At 64.3% G+C, this 25,397-nt stretch carries 27 protein-coding genes; 7 read left to right on the top strand and 20 right to left on the bottom strand.

Annotated features, from left to right (window positions below; genetic code table 11):
* Positions 1 to 30 precede the first annotated feature (30 nt).
* The 17 genes from GGR45_RS13390 to GGR45_RS13470 all read right to left on the bottom strand — a co-directional run bounded on the left by GGR45_RS13390 (position 31) and on the right by GGR45_RS13470 (position 17,161).
* Positions 31 to 1,122 (bottom strand): inositol-3-phosphate synthase, encoded by a 1,092-nt coding sequence (locus GGR45_RS13390; protein WP_043061451.1) that lies wholly within the window; start codon positions 1,120 to 1,122, stop codon positions 31 to 33.
* Between the two features lie 198 nt (positions 1,123 to 1,320).
* The gene (locus GGR45_RS20025; protein WP_082049398.1) at positions 1,321 to 1,638 is read right to left on the bottom strand and encodes a TFIIB-type zinc ribbon-containing protein; all 318 of its coding nucleotides are present in this window, start codon (positions 1,636 to 1,638) and stop codon (positions 1,321 to 1,323) included.
* 29 nt (positions 1,639 to 1,667) lie between these two features.
* A complete protein-coding gene (locus GGR45_RS13400; RefSeq protein ID WP_043061452.1) occupies positions 1,668 to 2,627 on the bottom strand; it encodes a cation diffusion facilitator family transporter in 960 nt (319 codons plus the stop codon).
* The gene (gene copM, locus GGR45_RS13405; RefSeq protein ID WP_052814285.1) at positions 2,624 to 3,007 is read right to left on the bottom strand and encodes a CopM family metallochaperone; all 384 of its coding nucleotides are present in this window, start codon (positions 3,005 to 3,007) and stop codon (positions 2,624 to 2,626) included. The genes GGR45_RS13400 and copM overlap by 4 nt, the downstream gene beginning before the upstream one ends.
* Before the next feature lie 55 nt (positions 3,008 to 3,062).
* Positions 3,063 to 3,749, bottom strand: coding sequence for a ZIP family metal transporter (locus GGR45_RS13410; protein WP_043061453.1), 687 nt, complete (start codon positions 3,747 to 3,749; stop codon positions 3,063 to 3,065).
* Between the two features lie 565 nt (positions 3,750 to 4,314).
* Positions 4,315 to 4,935, bottom strand: a complete 621-nt coding sequence (locus tag GGR45_RS13415; protein ID WP_043061455.1) for a DedA family protein — start codon at positions 4,933 to 4,935, stop codon at positions 4,315 to 4,317.
* 117 nt (positions 4,936 to 5,052) lie between these two features.
* Positions 5,053 to 7,551: a heavy metal translocating P-type ATPase gene (locus tag GGR45_RS13420; protein ID WP_061780452.1), complete on the bottom strand. Its 2,499-nt coding sequence runs from the start codon at positions 7,549 to 7,551 to the stop codon at positions 5,053 to 5,055.
* Between the two features lie 201 nt (positions 7,552 to 7,752).
* Complete coding sequence (locus GGR45_RS13425; protein ID WP_232318554.1) at positions 7,753 to 8,007, bottom strand: hypothetical protein; 255 nt, start codon at positions 8,005 to 8,007, stop codon at positions 7,753 to 7,755.
* Between the two features lie 131 nt (positions 8,008 to 8,138).
* Positions 8,139 to 9,026, bottom strand: a complete 888-nt coding sequence (locus GGR45_RS13430) for a bestrophin family protein (RefSeq protein WP_043061457.1) — start codon at positions 9,024 to 9,026, stop codon at positions 8,139 to 8,141.
* A 30-nt stretch (positions 9,027 to 9,056) separates the two neighbouring features.
* Complete coding sequence (gene fliE, locus GGR45_RS13435; protein WP_043061491.1) at positions 9,057 to 9,398, bottom strand: flagellar hook-basal body complex protein FliE; 342 nt, start codon at positions 9,396 to 9,398, stop codon at positions 9,057 to 9,059.
* 67 nt (positions 9,399 to 9,465) lie between these two features.
* On the bottom strand, positions 9,466 to 9,834 hold the full coding sequence (locus GGR45_RS13440; RefSeq protein WP_043061458.1) for a hypothetical protein: 369 nt from the start codon (positions 9,832 to 9,834) through the stop codon (positions 9,466 to 9,468).
* Complete coding sequence (locus tag GGR45_RS13445; protein WP_043061492.1) at positions 9,831 to 10,319, bottom strand: SRPBCC family protein; 489 nt, start codon at positions 10,317 to 10,319, stop codon at positions 9,831 to 9,833. The genes GGR45_RS13440 and GGR45_RS13445 overlap by 4 nt, the downstream gene beginning before the upstream one ends.
* Before the next feature lie 57 nt (positions 10,320 to 10,376).
* Positions 10,377 to 13,622, bottom strand: a complete 3,246-nt coding sequence (locus tag GGR45_RS13450; RefSeq protein ID WP_043061459.1) for an efflux RND transporter permease subunit — start codon at positions 13,620 to 13,622, stop codon at positions 10,377 to 10,379.
* A gap of 4 nt (positions 13,623 to 13,626) precedes the next feature.
* Positions 13,627 to 14,790 carry an efflux RND transporter periplasmic adaptor subunit gene (locus GGR45_RS13455; protein WP_043061460.1) on the bottom strand — a complete coding sequence of 388 codons (1,164 nt, stop codon included), beginning with the start codon at positions 14,788 to 14,790 and terminating at the stop codon, positions 13,627 to 13,629.
* Complete coding sequence (locus GGR45_RS13460; RefSeq protein ID WP_043061461.1) at positions 14,790 to 16,067, bottom strand: TolC family protein; 1,278 nt, start codon at positions 16,065 to 16,067, stop codon at positions 14,790 to 14,792. Before GGR45_RS13460 ends, GGR45_RS13455 begins: the two co-directional genes overlap by 1 nt.
* Positions 16,068 to 16,124: 57 nt before the next feature.
* Positions 16,125 to 16,460, bottom strand: coding sequence for a hypothetical protein (locus tag GGR45_RS13465; protein ID WP_061780451.1), 336 nt, complete (start codon positions 16,458 to 16,460; stop codon positions 16,125 to 16,127).
* 32 nt (positions 16,461 to 16,492) lie between these two features.
* Positions 16,493 to 17,161 (bottom strand): cation efflux transmembrane domain-containing protein, encoded by a 669-nt coding sequence (locus GGR45_RS13470; protein WP_043061493.1) that lies wholly within the window; start codon positions 17,159 to 17,161, stop codon positions 16,493 to 16,495.
* Positions 17,162 to 17,231: 70 nt separating this feature from the next.
* On the opposite strand from GGR45_RS13470, the gene GGR45_RS13475 reads away from it, so the two are divergent.
* The 4 genes from GGR45_RS13475 to GGR45_RS13490 all read left to right on the top strand — a co-directional run bounded on the left by GGR45_RS13475 (position 17,232) and on the right by GGR45_RS13490 (position 19,198).
* Complete coding sequence (locus tag GGR45_RS13475; RefSeq protein WP_043061463.1) at positions 17,232 to 17,624, top strand: MerR family transcriptional regulator; 393 nt, start codon at positions 17,232 to 17,234, stop codon at positions 17,622 to 17,624.
* A 79-nt stretch (positions 17,625 to 17,703) separates the two neighbouring features.
* Entirely contained in the window at positions 17,704 to 17,883 is a 180-nt protein-coding gene (locus tag GGR45_RS13480) for a hypothetical protein (RefSeq protein WP_043061464.1), read from the top strand.
* Positions 17,884 to 17,886: 3 nt separating this feature from the next.
* Positions 17,887 to 18,705 carry a hypothetical protein gene (locus tag GGR45_RS13485; RefSeq protein ID WP_064312603.1) on the top strand — a complete coding sequence of 273 codons (819 nt, stop codon included), beginning with the start codon at positions 17,887 to 17,889 and terminating at the stop codon, positions 18,703 to 18,705.
* The gene (locus tag GGR45_RS13490; RefSeq protein ID WP_061780449.1) at positions 18,698 to 19,198 is read left to right on the top strand and encodes a hypothetical protein; all 501 of its coding nucleotides are present in this window, start codon (positions 18,698 to 18,700) and stop codon (positions 19,196 to 19,198) included. Before GGR45_RS13485 ends, GGR45_RS13490 begins: the two co-directional genes overlap by 8 nt.
* 49 nt (positions 19,199 to 19,247) lie before the next feature.
* On the opposite strand, the gene GGR45_RS13495 is transcribed toward GGR45_RS13490, so the two are convergent.
* The 3 genes from GGR45_RS13495 to GGR45_RS13505 form a co-directional block, all read right to left on the bottom strand.
* Entirely contained in the window at positions 19,248 to 21,263 is a 2,016-nt protein-coding gene (locus GGR45_RS13495) for an ATP-binding protein (protein ID WP_043061467.1), read from the bottom strand.
* Positions 21,264 to 21,333: 70 nt separating this feature from the next.
* Entirely contained in the window at positions 21,334 to 22,380 is a 1,047-nt protein-coding gene (locus GGR45_RS13500; protein ID WP_043061468.1) for a site-specific integrase, read from the bottom strand.
* Positions 22,377 to 23,627 carry a hypothetical protein gene (locus GGR45_RS13505; protein ID WP_133178092.1) on the bottom strand — a complete coding sequence of 417 codons (1,251 nt, stop codon included), beginning with the start codon at positions 23,625 to 23,627 and terminating at the stop codon, positions 22,377 to 22,379. The genes GGR45_RS13500 and GGR45_RS13505 overlap by 4 nt, the downstream gene beginning before the upstream one ends.
* Positions 23,628 to 23,806: 179 nt before the next feature.
* Between GGR45_RS13505 and GGR45_RS13510 the strand changes: the two genes are divergently transcribed.
* Genes GGR45_RS13510 through GGR45_RS13520 form a run of 3 tightly spaced genes read left to right on the top strand, consistent with a single transcriptional unit; the run spans position 23,807 to position 25,397 of the window.
* Positions 23,807 to 24,049 carry an AbrB/MazE/SpoVT family DNA-binding domain-containing protein gene (locus GGR45_RS13510; RefSeq protein ID WP_043061471.1) on the top strand — a complete coding sequence of 81 codons (243 nt, stop codon included), beginning with the start codon at positions 23,807 to 23,809 and terminating at the stop codon, positions 24,047 to 24,049.
* Entirely contained in the window at positions 24,046 to 24,435 is a 390-nt protein-coding gene (locus GGR45_RS13515; RefSeq protein ID WP_043061472.1) for a type II toxin-antitoxin system VapC family toxin, read from the top strand. Before GGR45_RS13510 ends, GGR45_RS13515 begins: the two co-directional genes overlap by 4 nt.
* 8 nt (positions 24,436 to 24,443) lie before the next feature.
* Complete coding sequence (locus GGR45_RS13520; protein ID WP_043061473.1) at positions 24,444 to 25,397, top strand: hypothetical protein; 954 nt, start codon at positions 24,444 to 24,446, stop codon at positions 25,395 to 25,397.

Raw genomic sequence — 25,397 nt, forward strand, 5'->3', positions numbered from 1 at the left:
GTAGGCGTGATGTACGAAGCATCGATGGCCTCATGCGCCTGCGATGAAGTTCTCGACCGCGATCTGGGCGAGGTCGTCAGTCATCTGGGTGCGCGGATGCTTGCAGAAATAGGCGGATGCGGGGTCGATCACGCCGGCGATGCCGCGGTCCTTGGCGATCGCGGCGCAACGGATCATGTCGATCGCGACACCGGCGCTGTTGGGCGAATCCTCGACCGACAGGCGCAGTTCCAGGTTCATCGGCACGCCGCCGAACAGCTGGCCTTCCATGCGCAGGAAGCATACCTTGTTGTCGTTCTGCCACGGCACGTAGTCCGACGGCCCGATATGGACGTTGTCGTCGTCGAGCCGCTCGGCCGCGACCGACTGGACCGCCTCGGTCTTCGAGATCTTCTTGGATTCGAGGCGGCGGTGGTTCGACATGTTGAGGAAGTCGGTGTTGCCGCCGGTGTTGAGCTGATACGTCCGGTCGAGCTTGACGCCGCGCTTGGCGAACAGGTCGGTGAGCACGCGGTGGACGATCGTCGCACCCAGCTGTGCCTTGATGTCGTCGCCGATGATCGCGACGCCGGCATCCTCGAAGCGCTTCGCCCATTCGGGGTTGGAGGCGATGAAGACCGGAATGTTGTTGACGAAGGCGACGCCGGCTTCCAGCGCGCATTCGGCGTAGAATTCGGTCGCCTCCTGGCTGCCGACCGGCAGGTAGTTCATCAGCACGTCGGTGCCCGAACGCTTCAGTTCGGCGACGACCTCTTCCTTGGTCGGCTGCGTGTCGTTGGCGACCACGAAGGTGCGATCGTCCTTATATTGGCTCATATGGTCGGCGACGCCGTCCAGCACCGCGCCCATCTTCACCACCGTGCCGGTCGACGGGATGGTGGCGGCGAACACCGCGGTGCAATTGGGCTTGGCGAAGATCGCCTCGGCGACGTCCTTGCCGACCTTGCGCGTATCCACGTCCCAGGCGGCGACGACCTTGATGTCGGAGGGTTCATAGCCGCCGACTTCCCAGTGCATCAGGCCGGCCGCGTCGTTGGTGCCTCCGCGATAATGCTCCAGCCCCTGGACGAGCGAGCTCGCGCAGTTGCCGATGCCGACGATGGCGATGTTGATGAGTTTCACGAATTTACTCCGGTATGCAGCCGTTGCTCGGCTTTATCGATGGTGAGCATCCATGCGTGACGCCTGCGCAGACATCGCTCTGATCATGCCCAGGACACCGCCTGGATTGGCGGCGCCATTGATCACGTCGGCTTGAATGCTGCTTGCAAGCGACGGCTCTTCGTCGCCTTGCTTTTCAGTGGTTGAAGAGGCCGTCGATCACGCCCCCTCGTCGACTTCGCTCATGGCGGCCAGCGCCGCGAATGCCGGGCGTGCTCTTCGGTCTGGTTTCAGGCCCCCGGGCAGGGAAGCGGGCGCTGCTGGGATGCGGGCTGTCCCGCGGACCATCAATGCCAGCGTAGGCGGATTTCGCGCGATGACCTTGTCGAGTCTGCTCGGGTCAAACCAGACGCCTCGGCATCGGGGGCGATAGTAGAGCTCGCCCCCTCGGCGGTCGGCGATCAGCAGTCCGAGCTGACATCCGGGAGCCAGCATAACGCCGTCACGGCGCTGCGATGACGATGGGATGTCGTTCATGGCCTGCCCTTGAGGTTCGCCCGAGAGGCTCAAGGATGGATGCCCTGTTCGGCGCAATCGCGTCCCGAGACCTCAGTCTGGATCGTGCTGTGTCCGATCTCGTATCGGTCTCGCAGAAGCGCTTGAACGGCCGAGCGCGTCCCATCGACGTCGGCACCGCGATCGAGTACGAGGTGGACCGTACAGTTCACCTCGTCGTTGCTCATCGACCAGACATGCAGGTCATGAAGGTCGGCGACGCCGCGCACGCCGGCGATGGCGGTGCGAACCTCGCTGAGCTTGAGGCCGCCCGGAACGCCTTCTAGTAGGACGTTGCTGGTGTCGCGCAGCAGGATCCACGTACGCGGCAGGACCCACAGGCCGATGCCGACCGCTACGATTGGGTCGACCCAGGTCCAACCCGTGAAGCGGATGGTGAGAGCGCCGGCGATGACGCCGACGGAGCCAATCATGTCGGCCCAGACCTCCAGATAGGCGCCCTTGACGTTGAAGCTGCCTTCCTTACCCGCCATCAGCAACCGCATCGACACGATGTTCACGACGAGGCCGATCGTCGCGACGATCAGCATGCCCCAGGATTGAACCTCCTGTGGGGTGCTGAAGCGCTTGATCGCCTCGACGAAGACGTAGATCGCTACGCCGAACAGCAGCACGGCATTGAAGGCCGCAGCGAGGATTTCGAAACGACGATACCCGAACGTCCGCTTGTCGTCGGCCGGCTTCTGGCCCAGCTTGATAGCCAGCAGCGCGATCACCAGCGCCATCACGTCGGTCATCATGTGAGCGGCGTCCGAGAGGAGCGCCAGGCTGTTGAAGACGAAGCCGCCGATCACCTCCGCGATGAAGTAGGTGAAGGTCAGCGCGAGCGCCCAGCTCAGCATCTTGGCGTTGGCGCCGGCCGCATGGTTGTGACCGCCCGCGCCATGGCTGTGATCGTGCCCTGCGCCAGCATCGTGCGCTCCGGCGCCGTGGTCGTGACCGGCGCTCACTTGCCGGCCTCCCGCTTCGCGAGCCAGATGCGCATCCGCGAGATCTCAGCCCGCTGCGCCATGACCACCTCCCGTGCGAGCTTCCGCACTTCGGGATCGCGGCCGTATCTCAGCTCGACCTCCGCCATCGCGATCGCGCCCTCGTGGTGCGGGATCATCGCACGCATGAAGTCGACATCGGCATCCCCGGTGAACCGGATGTCCATGACGCCGTGCATCTTGGCGTTGGCTGCGCGATACGCCCGCGTCGCGGGAGAACCTGTCGGTGCGGCCGGTCGCAGGTGCCGTCCGTGCGGCATGGTCTGTGCGACCGGTTGCGCGCTCACCGACGCGGTCGCGGCGACGGCCGCGACCGCCAGCATTTTCTTCATCGTGGGCATGTCGTCTCTCCTTTCGGATGGGTGGGCGCAGGGCGCCGATTGGGATCGAGGCGGTTCATCCGGCGATCTCCTCGAGCGCGAGCAGCGCGAGGAAGCCGATGAAGAAGAAGGCGCTGATGAGTGGGCTGTCCGGCTTCTCGTGCGCCTCGACCAGCAGCTCCTCGGTAACCAGATAGAGGAGCGCCATGAGGCCGAAGCTCAGAAAGCCGGCGATCACCACGGGTGACAGTGTGGCCACCGGCAGCGCGGCCAGCGATCCGATCGGAAGCAGAAGGGCGAGGCCTGCGACCGTCAGGACGACCCGCAGCCTGGAGCGCATGGTCTCACCGAGTTCCGTCGTGAGCGTCACGCCGAGGAACAGCACCTCGAGCGTCAGCGCGACCGTCAGCAGGATGCCCGCCTTGGCGCCGGCGACGAATGCCAGTCCCAACACGAGGCCATCGATGAGCAGGTCGATCCCGATCGCGCCCAGCAGCGCGGCGGGACCTTCGAAGCGTTCCTCGAAGCCCTTGAGCGCGAGCATGACCGCCACACCGGCGGCCCCGCCGATCAACGTCGCGGTCGGGCTCGCCTCGTGCTTGACCTGCGGAAGGATCTCTGTCGCCGCCGCGGCGAACACGACGCCGGCCGCGAGATGCTGCATGGCGCTGGTAAAGGCGGCACCGGGACGTCGCACGACCGCGGCAATTGCGCCCAGAATGACCGCGATGGTCGGGATGATGGTGTAGCTCAGTGCCAGCATGGCAGTACTCCCAAACGCGAATGTCCGCGCGATCGGCTTCGCCCGGTCGGTCGGGACAGCCTTCCATCACCAATCGTCCGAAGTCGGATCGTGCTCCGACCGCCGCGGCGCTTCGGCGTCTTCGCAGCGTATCGTCGCTCCCTCGATGCGGTCGATGCCGGTCGGTATGCCGACCTTCGGATCCTCACGATCATGCGATCGGCCCTGGTTGTGAGGACCAGTGCCACTTCCCTCCGCGGCGCCTCCATGTCGCGAATCCGATGCGATGGAACATTCCGATCCATCGGATCAGCACGAGCACATGCGGGGTGGAGATCAGACTGTAGGTTCTGCCAAGGCGCGTCGTGCGTACAAGCAGGTTGGCGGCCAGGAGCCACAGGCCGGCCGGAAGAAGAGCGGCGAAAAGCTGAAGCGTCTTCATCGGGTGGTCAGGCAACGCTTCTGCCCTGTGATGGTCCGCAGGACAGGCAGGGCGATCGCACGGCCACGCAAGGCGCCCGCCGAAGAACGGATCCGGGTGCGATCCGAGCAGGCCTGGACCCGAATGGATCGACGCGCGCGAAGATTACTGAGGGCCATCAGTGCCCCCCCTCGATGGATCGAACGTTGCGACCCTCCAGGCGTACCAGATGAAGGCGGCAACGATCACGGCGTTGCTGGTGGGCTCGATGAGGTCGGCCACCTGCCGATACCGGGTGCCCAATCGGAAGCCGGCCACCACCAGGACGCTCGTCCAGATTGCGGATCCTGCGAACGTCGCAACGAGAAACGGTACGAGCGGCATTCCGCTGACGCCGGCCGGCACGGATATCAGCGTGCGGATGCCCGGGATCATGCGTCCGAACAGCACCGCCCAGCGCCCGCGCCGATCGAACCAGCGGTCGACCCGATCGATCTCGCTTGGGGTCAGTGTCAGCCAGCGGCCGTGCGAGGCGGCGAAGCGCTTCAGGCGATCGACGCCGACCCAGCGACCGGCATAGTACCACAGGAGCGCACCGACACCCGATCCGAGCGTGCCGGCGACGATGACGGCTGGCACGCCGATTTCACCTCGCGTGGCGACATAGCCGCAGAGCGGCAGGATCACCTCCGACGGGATCGGCGGAAAGACGTTCTCCAAAAGCATCAGCAGAAAAACGCCGAAACCTTTGAAGGAGGAAAGTACATCCAGTATGATGTCGAACATTGTGATTTCAGATCCCCGAGCGTCGCGGGCGCAGCCGAAGACGATGCTCGAGCAACATCCCCAGGCTGCTGCACGCAACTGCCTTTTCAGACGTGGGCGTTCTCACGGCTTCCACCGTCATCCTGCCCTACCGGTCGGATCGCGGTAGGCTAGCAGCCTCAAGGCGTTGACGACGACCAGCAAGGTCGATCCCTCGTGCACCGCTACCGCGGGTCCGATCCCGAGCCCCAGGATGGTCGCCGGTACGAGGAAGCCGACGACGCCGAGGCTGACGAAGACGTTCTGGCGAATGATCCCACGGGTGTGACGGCTGAGACCCACCGCGAACGGCAAATGGGCCAGATCGTCGGCCATCAGCGCCACGTCCGCGGTTTCCAGAGCCACGTCCGACCCGGCCGCGCCCATCGCGATCCCGACGGTCGCACTCGCCATGGCAGGTGCATCGTTGACTCCATCGCCGACCATCGCGACCTTGTCCTCGCCTGCCAGCTTCTTGATTGCGGCCACCTTGTCCTCGGGCATCAGATCGCCCCAGGCTTCATCGATCCCGACGTCCCGGGCGATCGCCTCGGCGACCTTCTGATGGTCGCCGGAGATCATGATCATCCGTGACACACCCATGTCGTGCAGACGGCGCAACGCGGTCCTCGCGGCCTCGCGCGGCGTGTCCATGAGACCGATGGCGCCGAGATCCCGGTCGCCCTTGCGCACGACCATCGTGGTCCGGCCGCTCTCGCGCAGCGCGGCGACGGCACTCGTTGCCCCTTGACCCAATACCGGAATGCCTTCCTTGCCGAACATCTCGGCCTTCCCGATCCATACCGTCTCGTCTCCGACGGTTGCGGTGACGCCGCGGCCGGTGAGGCTCTTGAGGTCTCCGGCTTCGGGTAGTCCGCGTGCGCCGAGTCGTTCACGGCCGTCCTTGACGATCGCCTGCGCAAGCGGGTGGTCGCTGAGCGCCTCGACCGCGACGGCGAGTGCCAGCAGCTCGTTCTCGTCGGCAGCATCGACCACCACGACATCGGTGATGCGTGGCCGTCCTTCGGTCAGCGTGCCAGTCTTGTCGAAGGCGATCGCCTTTAAAGATCCGAGATTTTCCAGCGGCGCGCCGCCCTTGACCAGGACACCGCCTCGCGCCGCTCGCGCGACGCCGGAAAGCACTGCACTCGGCGTCGCGATCGCCAGCGCGCAGGGGCTTGCCGCCACCAGCACAGCCATCGCCCGGTAGAAGCTGTCGCGGAAGGGCTCGTCGACGACGACCCAGGCGAACAGGAGTAGAAGGGCGAGCACGAGGACGGCAGGCACGAACACCCGCTCGAAGCGATCGGTGAACCGCTGCGTCGGCGATTTCTGCGTTTCCGCCTCGCTGACCATCTTCACGACCTTGGCGAGTGCGCTCTCGTTTGAGCGACGCGTCACCTCGATCTCGATCGCGCTCCCGCCGTTGATCGTACCGGCGAACACCCGGCTTTCCGGACCCACCGCGTCCGGCTTGGCACGAGCGATCGCGGCATCGGCGACGGGGATCTTGTCGACCGGGATGCTCTCGCCGGTGACGGGAGCCTGGTCGATCGCGCTGGAGCCCTTGATGATGAAGCCGTCTGCAGGCAGGCGTTCGTTCGGCCTAACGATCGCGACATCGCCGATCACCAGCTGTTCGACGGGTATCTCGCTTTTCTGGCCGTCCCGCCGAACGGTCGCGATCTCCGGCGCGAGCTTGGCCAGCGCCTCGATGGCCTTCTTGGCGCGACCCATCGCATAATGCTCGAGCGCGTGACCGAGACTGAAGAGGAAGAGCAGCAGCGCGCCTTCCGCCCAGGCGCCAAGGGCTGCGGCACCGGCTGCGGCGACCAGCATCAGAGTGTCGATCTCGAACCTGCGGAGTCGCAGGTTGTCGATCGCCTCGCGCAGCGTGAAGAAGCCGCCGAAGAGATAGGCCGCGACGAAGCAGGCGGTCGGCAGCCATTGCGCCGCGTCAGGCATCAGCTTCTCGACGCCGTACCCTATCCCCAGCAGCGCACCGCAGGCGAGAGCGAAGATCAACTCGGTGTTGGGCCCTAGGAACTCGGCGTGCGAATGGTCGTGGCCGTCGCCTGGGCCATGCTGCTCCTCCTTCGTCCGGGCGCCCTTCCCATGATCGTGTCCGGCATGATCGTCGGCTGCGATCCGTTCGCCGAGACCCACCTTGAGCTTGCGAAGCGTCGCACGGATCTCGTCCTCGCCGGTCCGCTGCCGATCGTATTCGACGCGGATCGTTCCGCTGGTGGTCGCGCTCGCCTGGACAACGCCGGGCATCGCGCAGAGCGTGTCGCCGATCGTGCGTGCCCGACGTTCGTGCGTGATCCCCGTAACCTCCCAAACGGAATGGCCGTAGCGTTCGGTGATTTCGGCGCCTGCCGCACGTACCATCTCGCGCAGCCGCGGCAGCGGCAGCTTGGCGGCGTCGAAATGGATGCACAGTGCCGCAGGGGCGTCACCGTCGACAGCGATGACGTGGGCCTTCTCGACGCCGTCGCGCGTCGCCAGGGTGGAGACGAGGCGCTCCAGGCAGGCGTCGGCGGCATCGGGCAGGTCGGGCAGCAGCACCGGAATGTCGAGTTCGAGCTTGTCGTTCATGACGGCCTCCCAACTGTGATCTTCGATCGTATGCGGGGCATCGCGTCGCATCTCGCGTGCGGCGGCGAGGAAGACGACGCTCGCGGCGAGGTGCCGAGAACACGAAACCAGCCGCAGCTTCAGCCCGCTTCTGGTGATGATGATCGTGCCGAGGATCACCGCGGACGCCGACAACGAAGTGCGTGCAAGAGGGCGCATCGCTCAGTTCTCCCCCTTGGTGCGGTGGCAGACGCGCACCTTGCCGTCGGAGCGGGTGAAGGCGATCGATCCACCCGCGATCACCGCCCTCGTGCTGCCGTTGCGGAACTCGTCACCGGTGCCCCGCGCGCGCAGGATCTCCGTCCTGCCGCGCGGCAGCCAGGTGACCGCCATACGCAGACCATCGCGGAGGTAGTCGACGTCGGCGCGCGATCCGTCGTCGCAGTAGACGACACGTTGCCCAACCAAGTCCGGCATCGTCTCCGCGTTGTGAAGAACGCCTTCCGTGTCGTCTGGCGCTGGCCCGCAAGCCGTGAGGCCCAGTGCGGCGAGCGCGAGCAGGGAGAGCCTGCCACGAGGCACAGCCGTCCGTTTAGCTCGCTCGCTGCTCACCACAGGACTCCATGCACCGGTTTGAGCGGTGCTGGCGCCTCGAGGCCGGCGGACTCGAGCAGATCGATCTCGATCGTGCGGCACATGGCGGTGAGCGGCACATCGTGGACGGTGTTGGCGAAGGGATCGGTGAGATCTTCGCCGATGCTCAGCACGGCGAGGAAGACGAGGCCGATCAACGTCGAGCCTATCGGCGTCCAGAGCCCGAGCGATTCGACCAGCGCGATGGGCAAGAGTAGGCAGAACAGGCGGGTGAACAGGTTCGGGAAGAAACGGAAGCCATTCGGCAGCGGGGTGTTCTTGATCCGCTCCATACCGCCTTGGGCGTTGGCGATGTCGACCAGCACGCGCTCGACCATCGCCTGCTGAATGGTGTCGATCCTGCGGTTCGCGAGGGCACTGGCGAACAGCAGAGAGATGCTGTTCAGGATCGCATTGGCCGGGTTCGTCTTCTTAACGACCATTTCGGCAAGCGTTTCGCCCGCGATCCGCCTGATCTCGTCGTAGGCGGGTTCGCGGCGGAGTTGGCATCGTATCGCATGGGCGAAGGCGATCTGCCGACGGACCACATCCTGGTGGAGACCCTCCGCATCGTCCTTCCCTTCCGAAAGGCTCCGCGCGACGCGCGACAAAGATCGCGACGCGTTGATGAGCGCGCCCCATAAAGTCCGCGCCTCCCACCAGCGCGCATATGCGGCGTTGGTCCGAAAGCCCATGAACAGCGCGATCGCGGTGCCGAACAACGCAGTCGGAAGCGGCGGCTCCTTGATCGGCGTCATGAAGTGGAAGGCGGTGACCGCAACGTCCCATACGAAGAGGATCGTCAGCGGCTTCCATACCTCAAACATGATCTGCCGAAATCGTGGCGTGGCGCCCACAATCATAAATGTTCATTGCTCCAGCATGCTTCGGCATCAGCCGAGCGGCATGTTCATGATGTCTTTGTATGCGGACAGAAGCTTGTTGCGGACCTGAAGCGTCGCTTCGAACGCGACACTTGCACGGTTCTGGATCAGCGCGACGGTCGCGATGTCGTTCGTCTCGCCGCGCTCGTAGGCCTCGGTAGCGACGTCTTCCCGCTGCTGCGTCTCGTTGACCTTCGCTACGACGCCATCGAGCGTCTGTGCGAAACTGGACGAGGGGGTGCCCGGCGCCGCGCCGGGCGCGACGTTCGGCTGCGCTTCGCGAAGCGCTCGACTGCGCGCGATCACGTCTGCGCGGATCGCCATGACGTTCGAGATGGTCGGATCGGACATCGTCACGCCCTCCGCTGACGTCTGCGCGGACGTGTTCCGGCCGAACCGCACCGTTGATACGATCGGGTCACTTGCTGCCCTCCTGGACGCAGGTCCGGGTTCGGCTCGTGCCCTCGACGATCGTCAGCTGCGTTCCGGAGAATGTCGCCGTGATGCCGTCGCCGACATATTGCAGCCTCTGCGTGGGCGCGCTGAGGATCCGGGGAGGAGCATCGTTCCCGTCGCGCAGGTCGAGCCGCAGTCCATCGTCCTTGTAGTCGATCAGCAGCCTGCTTCCGTCGTCGCAGCGATAGCGGTGACGGCCGAGTTGCCCGCTCGACACCCCGCTGTCGGCGGAATGAACCTCCTGCTGGGTGGGCGGGTCGCTGGGCGCGGGCTTCGAGCAGCCGGTCAGGACCACGAAGCCGACCATCGCGACGATCTTGATGCCAATCATCGTACCTTCCTCCGATAGTGCTGCGCTATGCGGCGCCGGTCGGCTCCGCGGACCGCCTGTCCGGCGCGCCAGTGAAGGTAGGCCGCAAGTCGGTCGTCGGCCTCGATCATCAGTACGCGCAGACGACGCAGAACCATCGCGGCGATCGGGAGCGAGAGCAGGCCCCGGAGGGCGCAGCTGTGCGACACCGTGGTGCCGCCGTCGTCGCCCTGGAGTTCGAAGCGCTCCTCGATCATGAACACGTGAGGAATGCCGCACGACCAGGCGAAAGCCCGGGGCTTGTCCAGGTGGTCGACCTCGGCGGGTGAACGGACGGAGCGTGACCAGCCCGGAAAGGCGAACGTGCACTGGGTTTCGCCAACCTGGCTGGCATCGTCGAGCTGGATCATCGGCCTCCAGGCTTGACGGTGCTCGGGCTCTATCAGCGCGGACCAGATCCGCAGCGGCGGGCCATGGAAAACTCGGGAAATCGTGATCTCCGGCATGGGTATCCCCATCATCGATATGGGAGGGCGGCACGACGGTGCCGCCCTCCTCGTTCGTCAGGCCATGGTCTTCCCGAAGGTCTGACCGTGATCATCGCCTTCGTGCTCTTCGTTGTAGTGCTCCGGCAGCTCGATCGCCTTCTGCCCGAACCGCGCGTAGAGGGTGGGAAGCACGAAGAGCGTCAGCAGCGTCGCCGAGATCAGCCCGCCGATGACGACCGTCGCCAACGGCTTCTGCACCTCGGCACCGGCACCATGTCCGAGCGCCATCGGTACGAAGCCGAGCGATGCCACCAGCGCCGTCATGGCGACCGGACGCAGGCGCTGCATCGCACCAACATGCGCCGCCTCGGCGCGGTCCATGCCCGAACGGATCAGGTCCTGGATGGAGCTGACCATGACGAGGCCGTTGAGGACCGCGATGCCGGACAGCGCGATGAAGCCCACCGCGGCGGAGATCGAGAAGTCCATGCCGCGCACGAAGAGAAGCAGCACGCCGCCCACCAGCGCGAAGGGCACGCCGGTGAACACGATCGCGGCATCACGCACCGATCCCAGGGCGCCATAGAGGAGGAACAGGATCAGGACGAAGCAGGCCGGGATGACCAGCTTCAGCCTTGCGCTGGCCGACTGGAGGTTCTCGAACTGTCCACCCCATTCGAGATAGCTGCCCGGTGGCAGGCGCACCTGGCTGCCGATGGCAGCCTGTGCGTCGGCCACAACGCTTCCGACGTCGCGACCACGCACGTTGGCCTGCACGACCACCCGGCGCTTGCCGTTTTCGCGGCTGATCTGGTTCGGCCCGTCCACGACTCCGATGTCGGCGACGCTGGAAAGGGGAACGAAGGACCCGCCGGCGACCGGAACCTGGACCTGCTGCAGCAGCCCCAGATCCGAACGCTGCGCCTCCGAGAGGCGGATGACAACCGGGAAGCGGCGGTCTCCCTCGAAGATCTGCCCGGAGGTGCGGCCACCGAGGGTGGCGGTGACGGTGTCCTGCACATCCTGAGCGGTGACGCCGAGGCGTGCCATCGCATCGCGGTTGACGCGGATGTCGAGCATCGGGAGACCCGTCGTCTGCTCGACCTTCACGTCGGCCGCGCCTTGCGTCTTGCGCAGGATTGACGCGACCTGCTCCGCCGTCCGGTTCATGGCGGAGAAATCGTCGCCGAAGACCTTGACGGCGATGTCGCCGCGAACGCCTGCGATCAGCTCGTTGAAGCGCATCTGGATCGGCTGGGTGATCTCGTAGGCGTTGCCCGGGAACTTCGCGAGATTGCCCTCGATGCGCTTGACCAGATCCTCCTTCGCCAACTTGGGGTCGGGCCAGGCGTCGCGCGGTTTCAGGATGACGAACATGTCCGTGGCATTGGGCGGCATCGGGTCCGATGCGAGCTCGGCGGTGCCCGTCTTCGAATAGACGAACTGCACCTCGGGCTGCTTCGACATCATGCGTTCGATCGGCACCTGCATCGCCTGGCTCTGCTGGACCGACGTCGCCGGGATGCGCAGCGACTGGATGAGCAGGTCACCCTCGTCGAGCTGCGGCAGGAACACCTGCCCCAGCGTTCCGAACGCTAAGACCGCCAGGACGAGGCTGCCGACGGCCGCCCCGATCGTGATCGTGGGACGCCTCATGGCCCGATTGAGCCCCGGCTCATAGCGCTTCTTGAGCCAGGTGACGATGCGGCCGTCCTCCTCATCGACCTTCTTCGACAGCCAGATGGCAATCATCGCAGGCACGAAGGTGAGCGACAGCACGAACGCGAAGGCGAGCGCGATGATGACGGTGAGCGCCATCGGCACGAACGTCTTGCCCTCGACGCCGGTGAGCGTGAGCAGCGGTACGTAGACGAGTATAATGATCGCCTGTCCGTATACCGAAGGCCGGATCATCTCGCGCGCGGCAGCCGCCACGCTCGCGAGCCGCTCCTTGACGGTGAGCCGTCGGCCTTCGTGATGTTGGCGCTCCGCGAGCCTGCGCAACGCATTCTCGACGATGATGACCGCACCATCGACGATCAGGCCGAAGTCAAGCGCGCCGAGGCTCATGAGGTTGGCAGAGACGCCTGCCTTGAGCATCCCGAATCCGGTTAGCGTCATCGTGATCGGAATGACGAGCGCTGCGATGAGCGCCGCGCGGAAGTTTCCGAGCAGGAGAAACAGGACGACGATGACGAGGACCGCGCCTTCGCCGAGGTTGCGCGCCACCGTCCGGATGGTGGAGTTAACCAGCTCGGTGCGGTTGAGCACCGGCTGCACCACCACGTCCGGCGGAAGCGAGGCGTTGATCGTCTTCAGCTTGTCCGCGACCGCGGTCGCGACCGAGCGGCTGTTCTCACCGATCCGCATGATCGCGGTGCCCACCACGACCTCGGTGCCGTTCTCGGACGCGGAACCCATCCGGATCGCCTGTCCGGTGCGAACGGTCGCGACCTGATCGAGCGTCACGGGCACACCGTTGCGGGTCGCCACGACGGTCCGGGCCAACTCGCCGGTGTTGCGGACCAGAGCGTCCGACCTTACCGCCAGTCCCTCACCGTTGCGGTTGACGAAGCCGCCTCCGACACTGGTATTGTTCCGCTCGAGAGCGTTACCCAGTTCGGTCAGCGTGATGCCGAGTGAAGCGAGCTTCTGGACATCGGGGACGACCAGGAACTGCTTGGCATAGCCTCCGATCGAGTCGACACCAGCCAGGCCGGGCGTGTTCTTCAGTAGCGGGGTGACGATCCAGTCCTGCGCGGTACGCAGATAGGTCGCCTTGTCCTCCTCGCTCGTCAGCCGATCGCCCTCGGGGGTGATGTAGCTGCCGTCGGGCTGCTGGCCCGGCTCGCCGGGCTTGTGCTTGTCGTCGGCGCGGTGCTGCAGGCGGACGGTGTACATGTACACCTCGCCCAGACCGGTCGCGATCGGTCCCATTTCGGGGTTCACGCCGTCGGGCAGGTTCTCGGCCACGCCCTGCAGCCGTTCGCCGACCTGCTGGCGGGCGAAGTAGATGTCGGTCGCGTCGGAGAAGACGGCCGTGATCTGGGCGAAGCCGTTGCGGCTCAGCGAGCGGGTGTATTCGAGGCCCGGGGTGCCGGCGAGCGCCGTCTCGATCGGGAACGACACCTGCTTCTCGACCAGCTCGGGCGACAGCGCTGGCGCGCGAACGTTGATCTGCACCTGATTGTTGGTGATGTCCGGCACCGCGTCGATCGGCAGCCGGTAGAGGGAGAAGGCGCCGATGGTTGCGGCGATGACGGCGAGCAGCAGGACGAGCCAACGCTTCTCGACCGCCCATGTGACGATGCGGGCGATCATGATCTCAATCCTCTACCGCTTCGCTCTTGCCGAGTTCGGCCTTGAGCGTGAAGCTGCCGGTGGTGGCGATCTGCTCACGGCCGGTCAGGCCGGAGCGGACGATCACCGTGTCACCGGATGCGTCGCCGAGCTGCACCTGGGTCGCCTGGAAGCCGTTCGGAGTTCGTACGAAGACGACCGATTTGCCCTCGTCGGTCTGCACCGCCGTGGTCGGCACACGGATCGCACCGCTGCCGCCGCTGCCCGTCAGTTCGACCGAAGCGGTCACGGGTTCGCCGACGCGCCAAGTGCCACCACGATTGTCGAGCGTCGCGATCGACGGCACGAGGCGGGTCTGGGGATCGAGCGCTGGCGACACGAAGGTGATCCGCGCCGTCGCCTGCCGGCCCGCGGCCTTGACCGTCACGACGTTGCCGGGACGGACGCGGCCGGCATCCTCCGGCTTGAGGTTCAAAGCCAGCGACACCTGGCCGAGATTGGCGATGCGATAGAGCTCGGCATCGGCCGTCACGGTCTGACCGAGGGTCACGGGCCGTGCGATCACCTGGCCCGAGATCGGTGCGGCGATTCCCAGCCGGTTCAGTCCCGCCCCGCCGACGCCGGCTGCCGAAACGGTGCTCTGCGCCTGGGTCAGCGCGATGCGCGCCTCCGTCGCTGCGGTGCGCGCCGCGATCAGGTCCTGCTCGGGCGAGACCTTCTGCGAGAACAAGCGCTGTTCGCGCGCGAGATTGGAGTTCGCGAGCTGCAGCCGTGCACGTGCGGCCTGCACCTCGCCCTTGATCTGTGCGGCCTCCCGGCTTTCGATCACGGCGATCGTTTGACCTCGGCCGACGGTCTGCCCGAGATTGCGCGTGAGCGCGACCACCCGACCGGCGATGGCAGCTGACACGACCTGTGTGCCCTGCGGATCGCCTTCGATGATTGCAGGAAGCTCGATCGTTCCCGCACCTCCGACGATCGGACGGCCGATCTGGACTCCGGCTGCGGCGATCTGCTCCCGCGTGAGCGTCACGGCATCCTTCTGCGCCGGTGCTTCCGCCCCGGCGTTCGCCGACGCGCTGTTCGATGCCTCGTTCGCAGCGGCTTCGTTTCCGGCGTCGCTTCCACCGCCGCATGCCGACAGCAGGAGGGCGGCCGTCGCTGCGCCCACGAGATAATAGCTTTTCATCACTGGTTTCCCCCAACGGGCGCAGGGGCGGTCAGCCGCTCCACTTGCGCGCGTGCATTCTGGTAGTTGGCGAGCGCGTCGATCGCGGCGACGCGCGTCTCGGCGAGGGTGCGTTCGGCGTCGAGCAGTTCGAGTTGCCCGAACTTGCCTTCGCGATATCCGATGCGCGCGATCCGAGCCGCTTCCTGCGCGGCCGCCAAAGCCGGTCCGGACGCCGCACGCGCAGTCGTCGCCGCGTTCGCCGCCTGAGCCTGCGCGTCAGTGATGGCTTGCTCGATGTCGAGCGCCGTCACCCGGCGAAGAGCGTCCGCCTGGGTACGCTGTGCAGTCGCCTGTGCGATCGCCGCGCGGCCGTTGTTGAACACCGGGATCGGTATCGAGACCGTGAAGACGGCCGCGGTGTCGTTCGTCGCTTCCAGCCTGCGCAGCGCCGGACCGACGTTGATGTCCGGCACCCGATTGGCGCGCGCGAGCCTTACGCCCGCATCCGCGATGCTGAAGTCGGCATCGGCTGCGGCCAGCGCCAGCGTTCCGACCGTTCGTACCGGTGCCGCCGGCCCATAGGCCGCCGCGTCGGGCAATCGATCGAGCAACGTCTCGTCGAGACGGCCATCGATCGGCTGACCAATGCGTCGCGCCAGATTCGCCCGGGCCGCGTCGGAAAGTCGGAGCTGACGCTCGACGTTGGCCTCGGCGTTGATCCGCGCGACGTCGGCGCGCTGTTGTTCGAGCGGCGACGCCCGTCCGGCCTGCACGCGAACACTTGCCGCGCGGAGTGCGTCGCCCGCTATCCGCGCCTGATCCCGCGCCGTCGTCACCCGCCGCTCGGCTGCGACCGCTTCGACGTAGAGCTGCGTCACCTGCAACCGCACGTCCGCGGCTATGATGGCCGCCTGGATCTCGGCGCGTGAGAGTTGGGCGTTGGCAACTCCGACCCGGGCGCTGCGCTTGCCACCCAGTTCGATCGGAATGGCGAACCCGACCGTAGTCTCTGCGGCGCGCACGCCCCGATAGGGTCCGGAGCCCGTTATATTCTCAATCTGTCCTTGGAAGACCGGGTTGGGGCGCAATCCCGCAACGGTCCGGCCCGCACGTGCGGCTTCGATGGCAGCGGTAGCGGCCGAGGTCGAAGGCGCCGAGCCGCCGGCAGCGACGACCGCCTGGTCGAGCGAATAGATCGGTCCAGCCTGCGTGATAGGCGCAGGCGGCCCGGCTTGCGCGTGGGCCACCGAGGCGCACGACGCCGCAGCCAGCAAGGCTGCGCACAATTTCTGCATTGTCGAGGAATCCTAACGAATGTCGTCAGGCCGGGTCATCCCGGCCGGCAGCATCCGTCAGGCGTTTGGCGGCCGCAACGCCGGATCGACGGAACTCAGCGCCCGCACGGCGTCGAAACCGGGTTTGGGACGAGCGCCCTCGATATTGAAGGTGACCGGGATGGCGTCAGCCTGCGGAATGCTCAGAGCCTGTCCGTGACAGGTTCCATGATGATGCGGGATCGCCTTGTCGGCATCACCCTGCGACTGATCGGCATCACCATCTACATGGACGACGCCTGTGCATTCGATCGTCGTCGCCTGCCCCGGCACTTCGCGCGCGTGGACGGTCGCCGTCATCACGAGCGACGACGCCAGCAGGAGGAGCAGCAAGGACCAGGCGCGGGCCAGCATGGGAACGCGCCTATCACCATGACGACCCGATGTCATGCGTTCTCTCCGCGATGAGGGCGATTGTAGGCACTGGACCTGTCAGCAAAACGCCATGCGGGGATAGCATCCGCGAACACCCGCCACGCGGAGCGGAGGAAGATAATCGCAATGACGCCTCCGACCACGATGTCGGGCCATGCGGCACCTGTGAGGTGGACGAGGCTCGCTGCGATGAGCACTCCGATGTTTGATGCGACATCGTTGCGCGAACACTCGAAGGTGCTCGCCATGTTCACGTTCGCAGCGCGGAAACGCCACAACAGCGCCAGACACGTGAGGTTCGCTGCCAGCGCCGCCCCGCCGAAGCCGAGCATCAGCGTCGAAGACGGCGGCACGCCGTTGGCGATCTTACCGGCGATTTCGACGAGGACGGCGATGCCGAATACCAGGATGAGGCCGCCCTTGGCGATCGCCGCTCCCGCCTCCCAACGTGCGCCACGATTGAGTGCATAGAGGCTCAGCCCATAGACCACGGCATCGCCGAACATGTCGACAGAGTCCGCCATCAGCGCCGACGAGCGGGCCAGCAGCCCACCACCGAACTCGATGGCGAACATCGATAGGTTGATGACCATGACGACGATCAGCGCGCGTCGCTGCTCGGCCTTACGGCCAAGTTCCGCGATCGTGTCGCGCTTTGCTGAACAACAGGCGTCCGCCATCATCGTGCTCGATTCGTTGGGTCGGACCCCCTATATGAACCCTCATCCCACTGAGGGTCAAGGGTCTGTGATGAAGATCGGTGAAATAGCAAGATTGACCGGGTTGAAGGTCGAGACGGTACGCTTCTACGAAGCGGAAGGATTGATCGGGGCGCCGATCCGCAGCGGAGGGAACTACCGCGTTTACAACGGCTCCCACCTGGATCGCCTGTCGTTCATCAAGCGCTCGCGCGATCTTGGCTTCACCCTCGACCAGGTGCGTGACCTTCTGCGGTTAGCAGACGATCCGCGCGGCTCCTGCGCGGAGGTCGATGCGATCGCCGCGGTTCACATCCATGAGATCGATCGCAAGCTCGCCGATCTCGCCGCGCTGAGAACCGAGATCGTGCAATGGGGAGCGACCTGCGACGCGACAACGATCGCCGATTGTCGGATCATCGACGCACTTTCGAACGCTGGCTGACTAAGCCTTCAGGCCGTCAGATGCTGGTATAGGACCGTGCCCCATAGACGCGGCGCGATCGCGTCCCTATGTTGTCCACATGGCCACTGTTCTGACCCCTCGCGAACAGCAAGAGACCGCCTCGATCGCGTGGCAGCTTGGCGGTTACGATGACATGTTACGCCTCGAGCGGGAGCTCAAGGCTATGAAGGCTGCGGGCAAGCGCCCTAAGATGGTCATTGACCAGGCGACCGGTAAGCGGAAATTGGTCGAGGCCTGAGCCTTGTTCTCACTGACGCTGGCCGTTGTCACAGGCGTTGCAATCCTCCTTCCTGGCTTCTTCGCAATCCTGCTCTGGAATACCCGCGCCCGCCGGTACGCCGTTGCGCGCCCGGATCTGCCGGTTAACGCATTGAGCGTGCTGGCGATCGGGGTCGCCGTTTCCCTGATCGCGCACCTGCTGACCGGGCTTGCTATCGGGCTGGTGCAAACGCTTCTGATCGACGTCAGCCGCTTCTTGCCCGCAGATTACCGGACGCCCGCGGTCAATCCGATCGGCACGTTGCTGATCGTCGCGCAGGGTGGGCCAAAGGCAGCCGCGTTGAGCGCTAGTGATCTGGTGTGGGGCATTTGCGCACCGATTTTCTCGACGCTGGCAGTCGTCATGCTGATGGCCGACGATGCACTCGATGTCGCTACGGAAGGGTGGGACTTTGGCGGGCACGGCTGGGCCTACACGCATATCATCAAGCCTACGCAGCACGGTCATCGCCCGATCGCCTATGTGCTGACCGATCTCCAGCATGACGGACTTGGGGTCGGCTATCGCGGCGTGGTCGCCGACATCCGCCAGAGCAGCGATGGCCAAACGCAGAGCATCAGCCTGGCCTCCCCTGCTCGCTTTCTTTTCGAACTCAAGCCCGGCACGTCGCGACGTTGGACGCCGTCCAGCGAGCCTGCGCTGGTTCGCTACGCGGAACGTCCGGTCGGAGACGTGATCAGCCTCGACCAGAAGGTCATCCACGATATCGTGGTCTCGACGCCGGCCACCGATCTGTTGCGCGAGCTGCGCGACCTCGACACGCAGCGCCAGCATGGGTGATTTCTTGACCTTCATTGCTCCCAAGGCGCTGCTGTGGATCGGTTTCGTCGTCAGCATGGTGTTGACCGGCCTGTTGGTCGCGCTCGCGGCATGGGCAGTCGCAGGTCCGTGGTGGCCGACGACGCTGGTTCAGAACGGCTTTCGCCGTCATCGTTCCTGTTGGGCGCTGATTCAGGCATTCGCCATTGCCACGCTTCCCATCCTGCTGCTTGGCGAACACGGCGTCGGCGTGGGGGCCTTGATCTTCCTGGTTTTCGCGCCACGATACGTTAACTGGCGGGTTCGCTGGGGCGCCTGGCACGATGACAACGAGGCGACCCGCACCACCGCCCGCACGATCCGCAATCGCCTGCGGGACCGACAGGAAGAAGCTGCGATGCCACCAGGTGCCGGCCCATGGCCGGAATATGTAAACGACGTGGTTCGCGCGACTAGGGACCAGCTTTATACGCCACCAGAGACGGTAGTGCCACCTGATGCCCTCCCTAGCTGACATAGGAATCGCAGCTATGTCATCCGCGCAAATTCGTGATTCCGAGTAACTAGTTCAGCCCGAGCTTGGCAAAGAAGGCCTCGTTTCTCAGCCGGGCATCATGAAGCAGCTTGTTGTAAGGCAGAACCTCAACGACGGCATTGTGGATGGGCGAAAAGCCAAAGTACCCCTCGCCATCCGCACTTTTATTCTGAGCAATCGACATTGATACAACCTCGACCAGCTTTGGCGTAAAATCAGCGACGACGAAGCAGATAAATCTGGTGCTGGGAGGAATAGGTTTGCGGAACCTGCCGGTGCGATCCTTGAACGCTCCGCCGTTCCGCATGATGTTTACATATTCAAGCACCTGCGTGACCGGGTTGTCGCTATGACTGTAGTTGGGTCGGCCGGGTCGCTTGAATTCGACAATGATAATCGGTTCGTCAGTACCTTCACGGTCGAACGCCAGCGATCGATCGAAAACAACGGCGACGTCCGGTTCGCGGGTACTGTCGCTGTCGGTGAGAAACGTTGTGAAGGGCTTGTCGGACTTCAAATAGGAATAGAAGGCTAGTCGATCATCCAGAATCCATAGGTTATGGTCTTCATAGTCGAGCGCTTCGCCATCCGAGCGGATCGGTATGATGAGGTCATGGACGATCTCCTCACGCAAGTAGTCTCGCTTCTCCGGATCGACGTACGCCAGCGAACTGTCGAGGAGATCGAGGATCTCCTTCCGCTTAACGACATATTCGGCGAGCGACGCTTTCTTGTCCGAGTTGATCGCACTGGCAACCTTCTGCACCCGGTCGACGACCTCACTGGCATTGCCGGCGGATAGTGCCTTTATCTCGCGCTTCGTCTCGCGTTGCTTGCGTCGACGCTGGCGCGCCAGCTCGATATAAATATCCTCCTCCGACTTGGCGTTGAGCGATAGATGCTCCTCGACGAAAGCCGGGATATTGCTGGCGACGGCCAGAAACTGCGGGTTCTCACGTACGACGCGCAAGGTAATACCGGCCTGTTTGGTGCGAACCTGTTCGATATAGGGCGCTAGGTGTCGCTTGGCAGCGTCGACCGCCGCCTGATGCAGGCTGCGATAGTCATCTTCGCGGAACGTGAAGTTGGTGCGCTCCTGATTAACGTGGCCGTTCAGGTAGTCGCCTGACACCAAGCCGATATAGACGGAGTCGCTATTTTCACCGATGTAACCAAGCCCAAGCTGATTATCGATTTTCTCGTCGCGAACAACGCGGCCATCGCCCACATACAGGTTCCAGTGCTTGCCGCCGTCGTGCAGGCGCAATCCCTTGTTGAGCAGGATGTGGTACATATCAACGTCGATCGGTTCTTCCCCGGGCTCGAGGACGACTTTCAATGTCTCGGGCGTGTCGGACTCGACGTTGCTGCTGTAAAAATCGAGCAGGCTGATCCGCTCGGCACGATCAACAAGCGTGAAGGATGGCACTTCATAGCTGGCGAAGTTGCGCAGGAAATGACCAATGATGTGCGCGGCTATCGTGTCGACCTTGCGAGGACAATGCGCACTGTAGGATTGCACGTAAGGCTCCAGCCGCACTTTCGTGCCGATGGTCGGGGTCGCACCCGCAAGCCGCAACTCATGGCCAATCAGCGGACTGGCGTCGTTCTGGGCGACAGCGAAGTCGAACGACCGGTGCAGCGTTGAGCCGCCTTCGCTGAAGCTGCTGTTGACGTGCGTGTTCTGAAACACCTTCAGCCAGGAAAGGCGACCCACCCCCTTACCGCCGCGGCTGATCTTGCTGGCGGTATCTGCGGTGCGGAACGCGCGCCAATTGTCGGTGTTCAACCCGATCCCGTTGTCTTCAATCAGGAAGCCAGCGACCGGTGGGTTTTCGTCGTCCGAGCTGCTGCGTAGGATCGTCACCGTGATGACGCCCTTCGCCGTCGCCTCACGATCCCAGCGCGCCTCGATGGCATGGAACGCGTTGGCGATTGCCTCGAACAACGGGAACAGCGCGTTCAACGGAGAGGGCGCGAAACCAAGGTTGCGCACGCGGCCTGCCAGGCTGAACTGGAAGTCATCGGATGTGTCGGTCTTCACAGCGTCCCCTCGCCCTTATGCCTATGCGACATCCTCGCCAACGCCAACCCATCCCTTCCGCGCCTGCTCATTACGCAAAGCCTTCGCCGGCGTGATTGCGGAACGCCTCCTGATCGCGAACATACTCGCTGAGCATCTCGAGCGACTTATGGCGGCTGTGCTCTTTCATCTTAAACAAATTGGCACCATGGCGACCCGCCTCGGTCAGGAAGCCGGCGCGCAGTGAATGGCCTGAGAAAAGTGCCGGATCATAGCCGGCTGCGGCTGCGCGCGCCTTGACCACCAGCGCCACTGTTTGCGGACTAACTGGCTTTTCGGTGAGGCGGCCGTGCGGTGTGAGACGGCGGAACACGGGCCCCTCGGTGATGCCCGCGACCTCCAACCAGGCGCGGTAATGGCGCACAGGCTCCATGCGACGACCATCGAGGACCGCGACGCTCTGCCCCTTGCCCTCCTGATCGCCCTTCGAAAACGGAATCGTGACCAGCAGCCCGCGTGGATCTTCGGCCACATCGGCGATGTCAATCGCGACCAGCTCAGAGCGGCGGAACGCCCCCATCATGCCGATGCTCAGCAGCGCGCGATCCCGGTAGTCGATGAGGGCGGAGCCGGTGATATGGCGCACCATGTCACGCAGCACGTCGCTGTCGGCCGGCCGCTTCTTCGCCGGGCGATCGCTGCGTTTGGCGTTACGGATACCCCGCATCACGCGATCCAGCGCGGCCGCGCCGGCTTGTACGGTTGGCGGTTCGAGCTCAGCGGCGCGGTGGGCAAAGACGATCGCGGCCAGCCGCCGACCGATGGACGACTTGGATAACGGTCGCCCATTCGAATGGGTGCTACCGTCTCTGGCAAGCTCGCTTAGGAACGCAGCCGTGACAATGGGTGAAGCCGGGAGTGAGGCGTAGCCGCGTGTGTCGCACCAGGTCGTGAACAGTCGCCAGTCGGACCGATAGGCACGCAAGGTCGCATCCGCCGATGCGCGCGCCAGGAAATGGTCGACCCGGGCGCGGTCGCTCTGGTTAAGATCCGGTGCGAGATCGATTGACGCTGGCGACAGATCGATCGGCCCGATCGCGAGAAGCGCGCGGCGCTCCGCGGCATCATCGCCGATCATACTGGACCGTCATGCACAGGATCATAGAGAGTCACGTCCTTGTGCCATGACAGCGTGCCCTCCTGACGTAGCCAATGACCAAGCGGGCGCACTCGAGCCTTGTCACCAAAGGGAAAGATACCGGACTGGTGCTCGTAGATCGAGACGCTGGTCCAGCTTGCGAGGTGAGGTGTCGTCAGCGCTCGCTTCCCAAAGGCGATGGCACCGTCATCGCTGTCTTCGCGTTGATAGTGCTTCAGAAAAGTTCGCCCCGATCGTTCGCGGGGCCGGCCAAAGATGAAGTCGTAGCCATAGACAGTATCCCCCTGGCCATCGTTTGGTGGGCCGTCGATCTTCAGATGCTCGTCCTGCAGCTGGTAGCAGGTCAGGCACCGCTCCATGGCGATGACGTTACCGACACATTCCGGATACACACACTCGTCTCTGCTAACGTCAGTCGTCGTCTGGCAGACGACGCAGCTTAGCTCGGTCTCGCCGGGCACCTTGGCGGCAAACTGGGCTAGCTTTGGGAGATCCACCGCATAATCGTACGGCGTGGCCTCAAAGCAGGCAGGACAGAGATAGGCATGCTGCCTGGGATTGAAGCCGAAAAGGTCGATCGCCTCCGCGGGTGTGAGGAATTCGATGGCACAGGCCACCTGGCCGACAACGGCGCTGTAGACGTGGTCATCCAGGCCGAAGATGGCGAACTTGCTCTCCCCCTCCATCGCAAACAACCGGTCAACCCATGATGTCTCCGCAAAAAGCGCGTTTGCCGCCATTAGGATGGTACGGGTGACCTCACCCGCAGTGAAGGTTACGCGCGGCGCCGAATGCATGATGCGGTTGCGGTCTTTGCGAACCGCGGTCCAGAAGGTGTTGAACGCCGGGTCCAGCGGCGGGTCCGCAACGCTGTTGTGCACGGCTACGAGCTTTGACGCCTCGAGGCTCGGCAGCTCGCCAAACGATGTTGCCCCCTTCGCCGCCTTCGGGCTCCAGTCGGCTGGATCGCCAAGGAGGAGGTATGGCGACACGCGCGCGATCCGGCCCTTGAGGCCGAGCTCCATCGCTTGCTGGATAAGGCTGTAGGCGTTCGACAGTGCAGGCTGCACACTTCGCCAATAGTCGTCGGTCGCCTCCGCATCCCCACTGGCACCAACTCCGATGGACCACGCGTCGTGCGCGTCCATGGTGATCTTCCATGCCAGGTAGAGCTGATTGACGCCGGCATCGTGAAATTCATCCGGCGTCGGCACGTCGATGATCACTGTTTCGGCTCCGTTCCGACCCATAATTTTGCCTGCCACCTTGCTAGCAGGAATCAGGCTTATCGCTAGTAACTATTGTGGCTGTCGGGATCGATGGCGGCTTGCGTTTACCCCCTCGCCTCTTCGCTATCATGGTGGCATATATAACTCCTAATGCCACCACACGCGGGCTTTGCCATATGACGCTACAAGTTAACATCACACCAAATGGTCGTATGAGCCTGCCGGTGGGCATTCGAAAGCGCCTAGGGCTTGAGGATGGCGGTGCGGTCCTTGTCGAAGAAACGCCGGACGGAGTTATCCTGCGCACCGTGGAGCAGGCGGTGGCAAAGGCGCAAGCAATCGCCAAGCGCTACGCACAACAGCCCGGCGCGTCGGTCGATGACTTTCTTGCCGTACGGCGCGAGGACAGCGGCGAATGACCCATGTCGTTCTCGATGTCTCGGCGATCCTCGCACTGTTGAAAGGCGAGCGCGGTGCCAGCAAGGTCGGCAGCGTGATTGCGGATGCCTCAGTGTGCGCGATCAATCAGGCGGAGGTCATCAGCCACTTTGTTCATCTAGGCGCGCCGCTTGACGACGTGCGGGCGATGCTGGCGGCCCTGCCCTATACCGTCGTCGCGGCGGATGATGCGCTCGCCTGGGATGCCGGTAACCTGCGCGCTGCCACCTCATCGGCCGGGTTGTCGCTGGGCGATCGCTTCTGCCTCGCTTTGGCCAAACGCCTCGGCGTCGCGGCGTACACCGCCGACAAAGCGTGGCGCGACATAGCAGGCGACGTGGCCGTGAAGATCGTGACTATCCGGTAGGTTGTGAGGTGCACACCGAACCGCCCCCATCTGCCGCACTTGAGGCGTGGCTCGATGCCAACGGGACGATCGAAGATCGCTACGGTCACCTCCTGCTCGAACAGATCAAGCCAATCGACAAGAGTCTGATCGACGCTCTTCGCCCGTATTTTGAGTCAGCTCATCTCGACGCGCGCGAACATTTTCATAAGCAGGTCGGCATCGACCTTCACCCGGACGCTGGGGCGGCGGGAGCCCATGCCTGCTATCCAGACTGCCTGCCGGCCGTCGCCCGGCGTGGCCTATTTGGCGAAGTAGTCGCCGGCTTGGTAACCCAGGCCTATGCAGAGGAACTCGTCGGCGAGCATCAGTGGTCGGTCCCGATCTTCCTTTTCCGCTTCCATGCCGATGTGGAGAGCTATCTGTGGGACCTTCGCTACGATCCATCCCGCAAGCGCCAGGTATTCGGTCGCTTCGGTTCCGACTTCGTCGGGGTACGGCTCGACGCGGCCGGGAACGTGGTCCGGGTCATCGTCGGGGAAGCAAAGTGGCGCGCCTCCCTTACCAACTCGGCCGTCGCCGCCCTCCTCCATGGCGAGAAGAACCTGAAAGATCCGACTACGGGCAAGAATGTCCACAACGGTCGTGGCATTTGGTTTGAGGTGAATCGGGATAGCGTCGTTCCGAAGGGCTTGCGTCAGCTGCAGCGCCTGCTGGAGCTGCGGGATCCCGTGAATCATGCGACCGCCATTGCGTCCATGGACGCCGCGATCACCGCGACCGTACCCACGCTTGCTCGGACGAACCTCGTTGTGATCGCCGGCAACGCCGCAGCGACCCGCAAGAAACTGAATGTGCTGATCCCGTGGAAGAAGCCGCCGGCAGACTACACCGCCCCGCATGACTTGCAGGTTGTCGAGTTGATCCTTGAAGGCGGTGAGGCGCTGATCGACGGGCTGTATACCTCTATGTGGAAGCCCTGA

Origin of the sequence: Sphingomonas zeae, from assembly GCF_014197135.1 — a bacterium.
GTDB classification, from domain to species: Bacteria; Pseudomonadota; Alphaproteobacteria; order Sphingomonadales; family Sphingomonadaceae; genus Sphingomonas; species Sphingomonas zeae.

Bases quoted from the DNA above. Each gene is read 5' to 3' on its own strand.
- GGR45_RS20025 (WP_082049398.1), bottom strand. From the start codon at position 1,638: ATGAACGACATCCCATCGTCATCGCAGCGCCGTGACGGCGTTATGCTG.
- copM (WP_052814285.1), bottom strand. From the start codon at position 3,007: ATGCCCACGATGAAGAAAATGCTGGCGGTCGCGGCCGTCGCCGCGACC.
- GGR45_RS13410 (WP_043061453.1), bottom strand. From the start codon at position 3,749: ATGCTGGCACTGAGCTACACCATCATCCCGACCATCGCGGTCATTCTG.
- GGR45_RS13415 (WP_043061455.1), bottom strand. From the start codon at position 4,935: ATGTTCGACATCATACTGGATGTACTTTCCTCCTTCAAAGGTTTCGGC.
- GGR45_RS13420 (WP_061780452.1), bottom strand. From the start codon at position 7,551: ATGAACGACAAGCTCGAACTCGACATTCCGGTGCTGCTGCCCGACCTG.
- GGR45_RS13425 (WP_232318554.1), bottom strand. From the start codon at position 8,007: ATGCCGGACTTGGTTGGGCAACGTGTCGTCTACTGCGACGACGGATCG.
- GGR45_RS13430 (WP_043061457.1), bottom strand. From the start codon at position 9,026: ATGATTGTGGGCGCCACGCCACGATTTCGGCAGATCATGTTTGAGGTA.
- fliE (WP_043061491.1), bottom strand. From the start codon at position 9,398: ATGTCCGATCCGACCATCTCGAACGTCATGGCGATCCGCGCAGACGTG.
- GGR45_RS13440 (WP_043061458.1), bottom strand. From the start codon at position 9,834: ATGATTGGCATCAAGATCGTCGCGATGGTCGGCTTCGTGGTCCTGACC.
- GGR45_RS13445 (WP_043061492.1), bottom strand. From the start codon at position 10,319: ATGCCGGAGATCACGATTTCCCGAGTTTTCCATGGCCCGCCGCTGCGG.
- GGR45_RS13450 (WP_043061459.1), bottom strand. From the start codon at position 13,622: ATGATCGCCCGCATCGTCACATGGGCGGTCGAGAAGCGTTGGCTCGTC.
- GGR45_RS13455 (WP_043061460.1), bottom strand. From the start codon at position 14,790: ATGAAAAGCTATTATCTCGTGGGCGCAGCGACGGCCGCCCTCCTGCTG.
- GGR45_RS13460 (WP_043061461.1), bottom strand. From the start codon at position 16,067: ATGCAGAAATTGTGCGCAGCCTTGCTGGCTGCGGCGTCGTGCGCCTCG.
- GGR45_RS13465 (WP_061780451.1), bottom strand. From the start codon at position 16,460: ATGCTGGCCCGCGCCTGGTCCTTGCTGCTCCTCCTGCTGGCGTCGTCG.
- GGR45_RS13470 (WP_043061493.1), bottom strand. From the start codon at position 17,161: ATGGCGGACGCCTGTTGTTCAGCAAAGCGCGACACGATCGCGGAACTT.
- GGR45_RS13475 (WP_043061463.1), top strand. From the start codon at position 17,232: ATGAAGATCGGTGAAATAGCAAGATTGACCGGGTTGAAGGTCGAGACG.
- GGR45_RS13480 (WP_043061464.1), top strand. From the start codon at position 17,704: ATGGCCACTGTTCTGACCCCTCGCGAACAGCAAGAGACCGCCTCGATC.
- GGR45_RS13490 (WP_061780449.1), top strand. From the start codon at position 18,698: ATGGGTGATTTCTTGACCTTCATTGCTCCCAAGGCGCTGCTGTGGATC.
- GGR45_RS13500 (WP_043061468.1), bottom strand. From the start codon at position 22,380: ATGATCGGCGATGATGCCGCGGAGCGCCGCGCGCTTCTCGCGATCGGG.
- GGR45_RS13510 (WP_043061471.1), top strand. From the start codon at position 23,807: ATGACGCTACAAGTTAACATCACACCAAATGGTCGTATGAGCCTGCCG.
- GGR45_RS13515 (WP_043061472.1), top strand. From the start codon at position 24,046: ATGACCCATGTCGTTCTCGATGTCTCGGCGATCCTCGCACTGTTGAAA.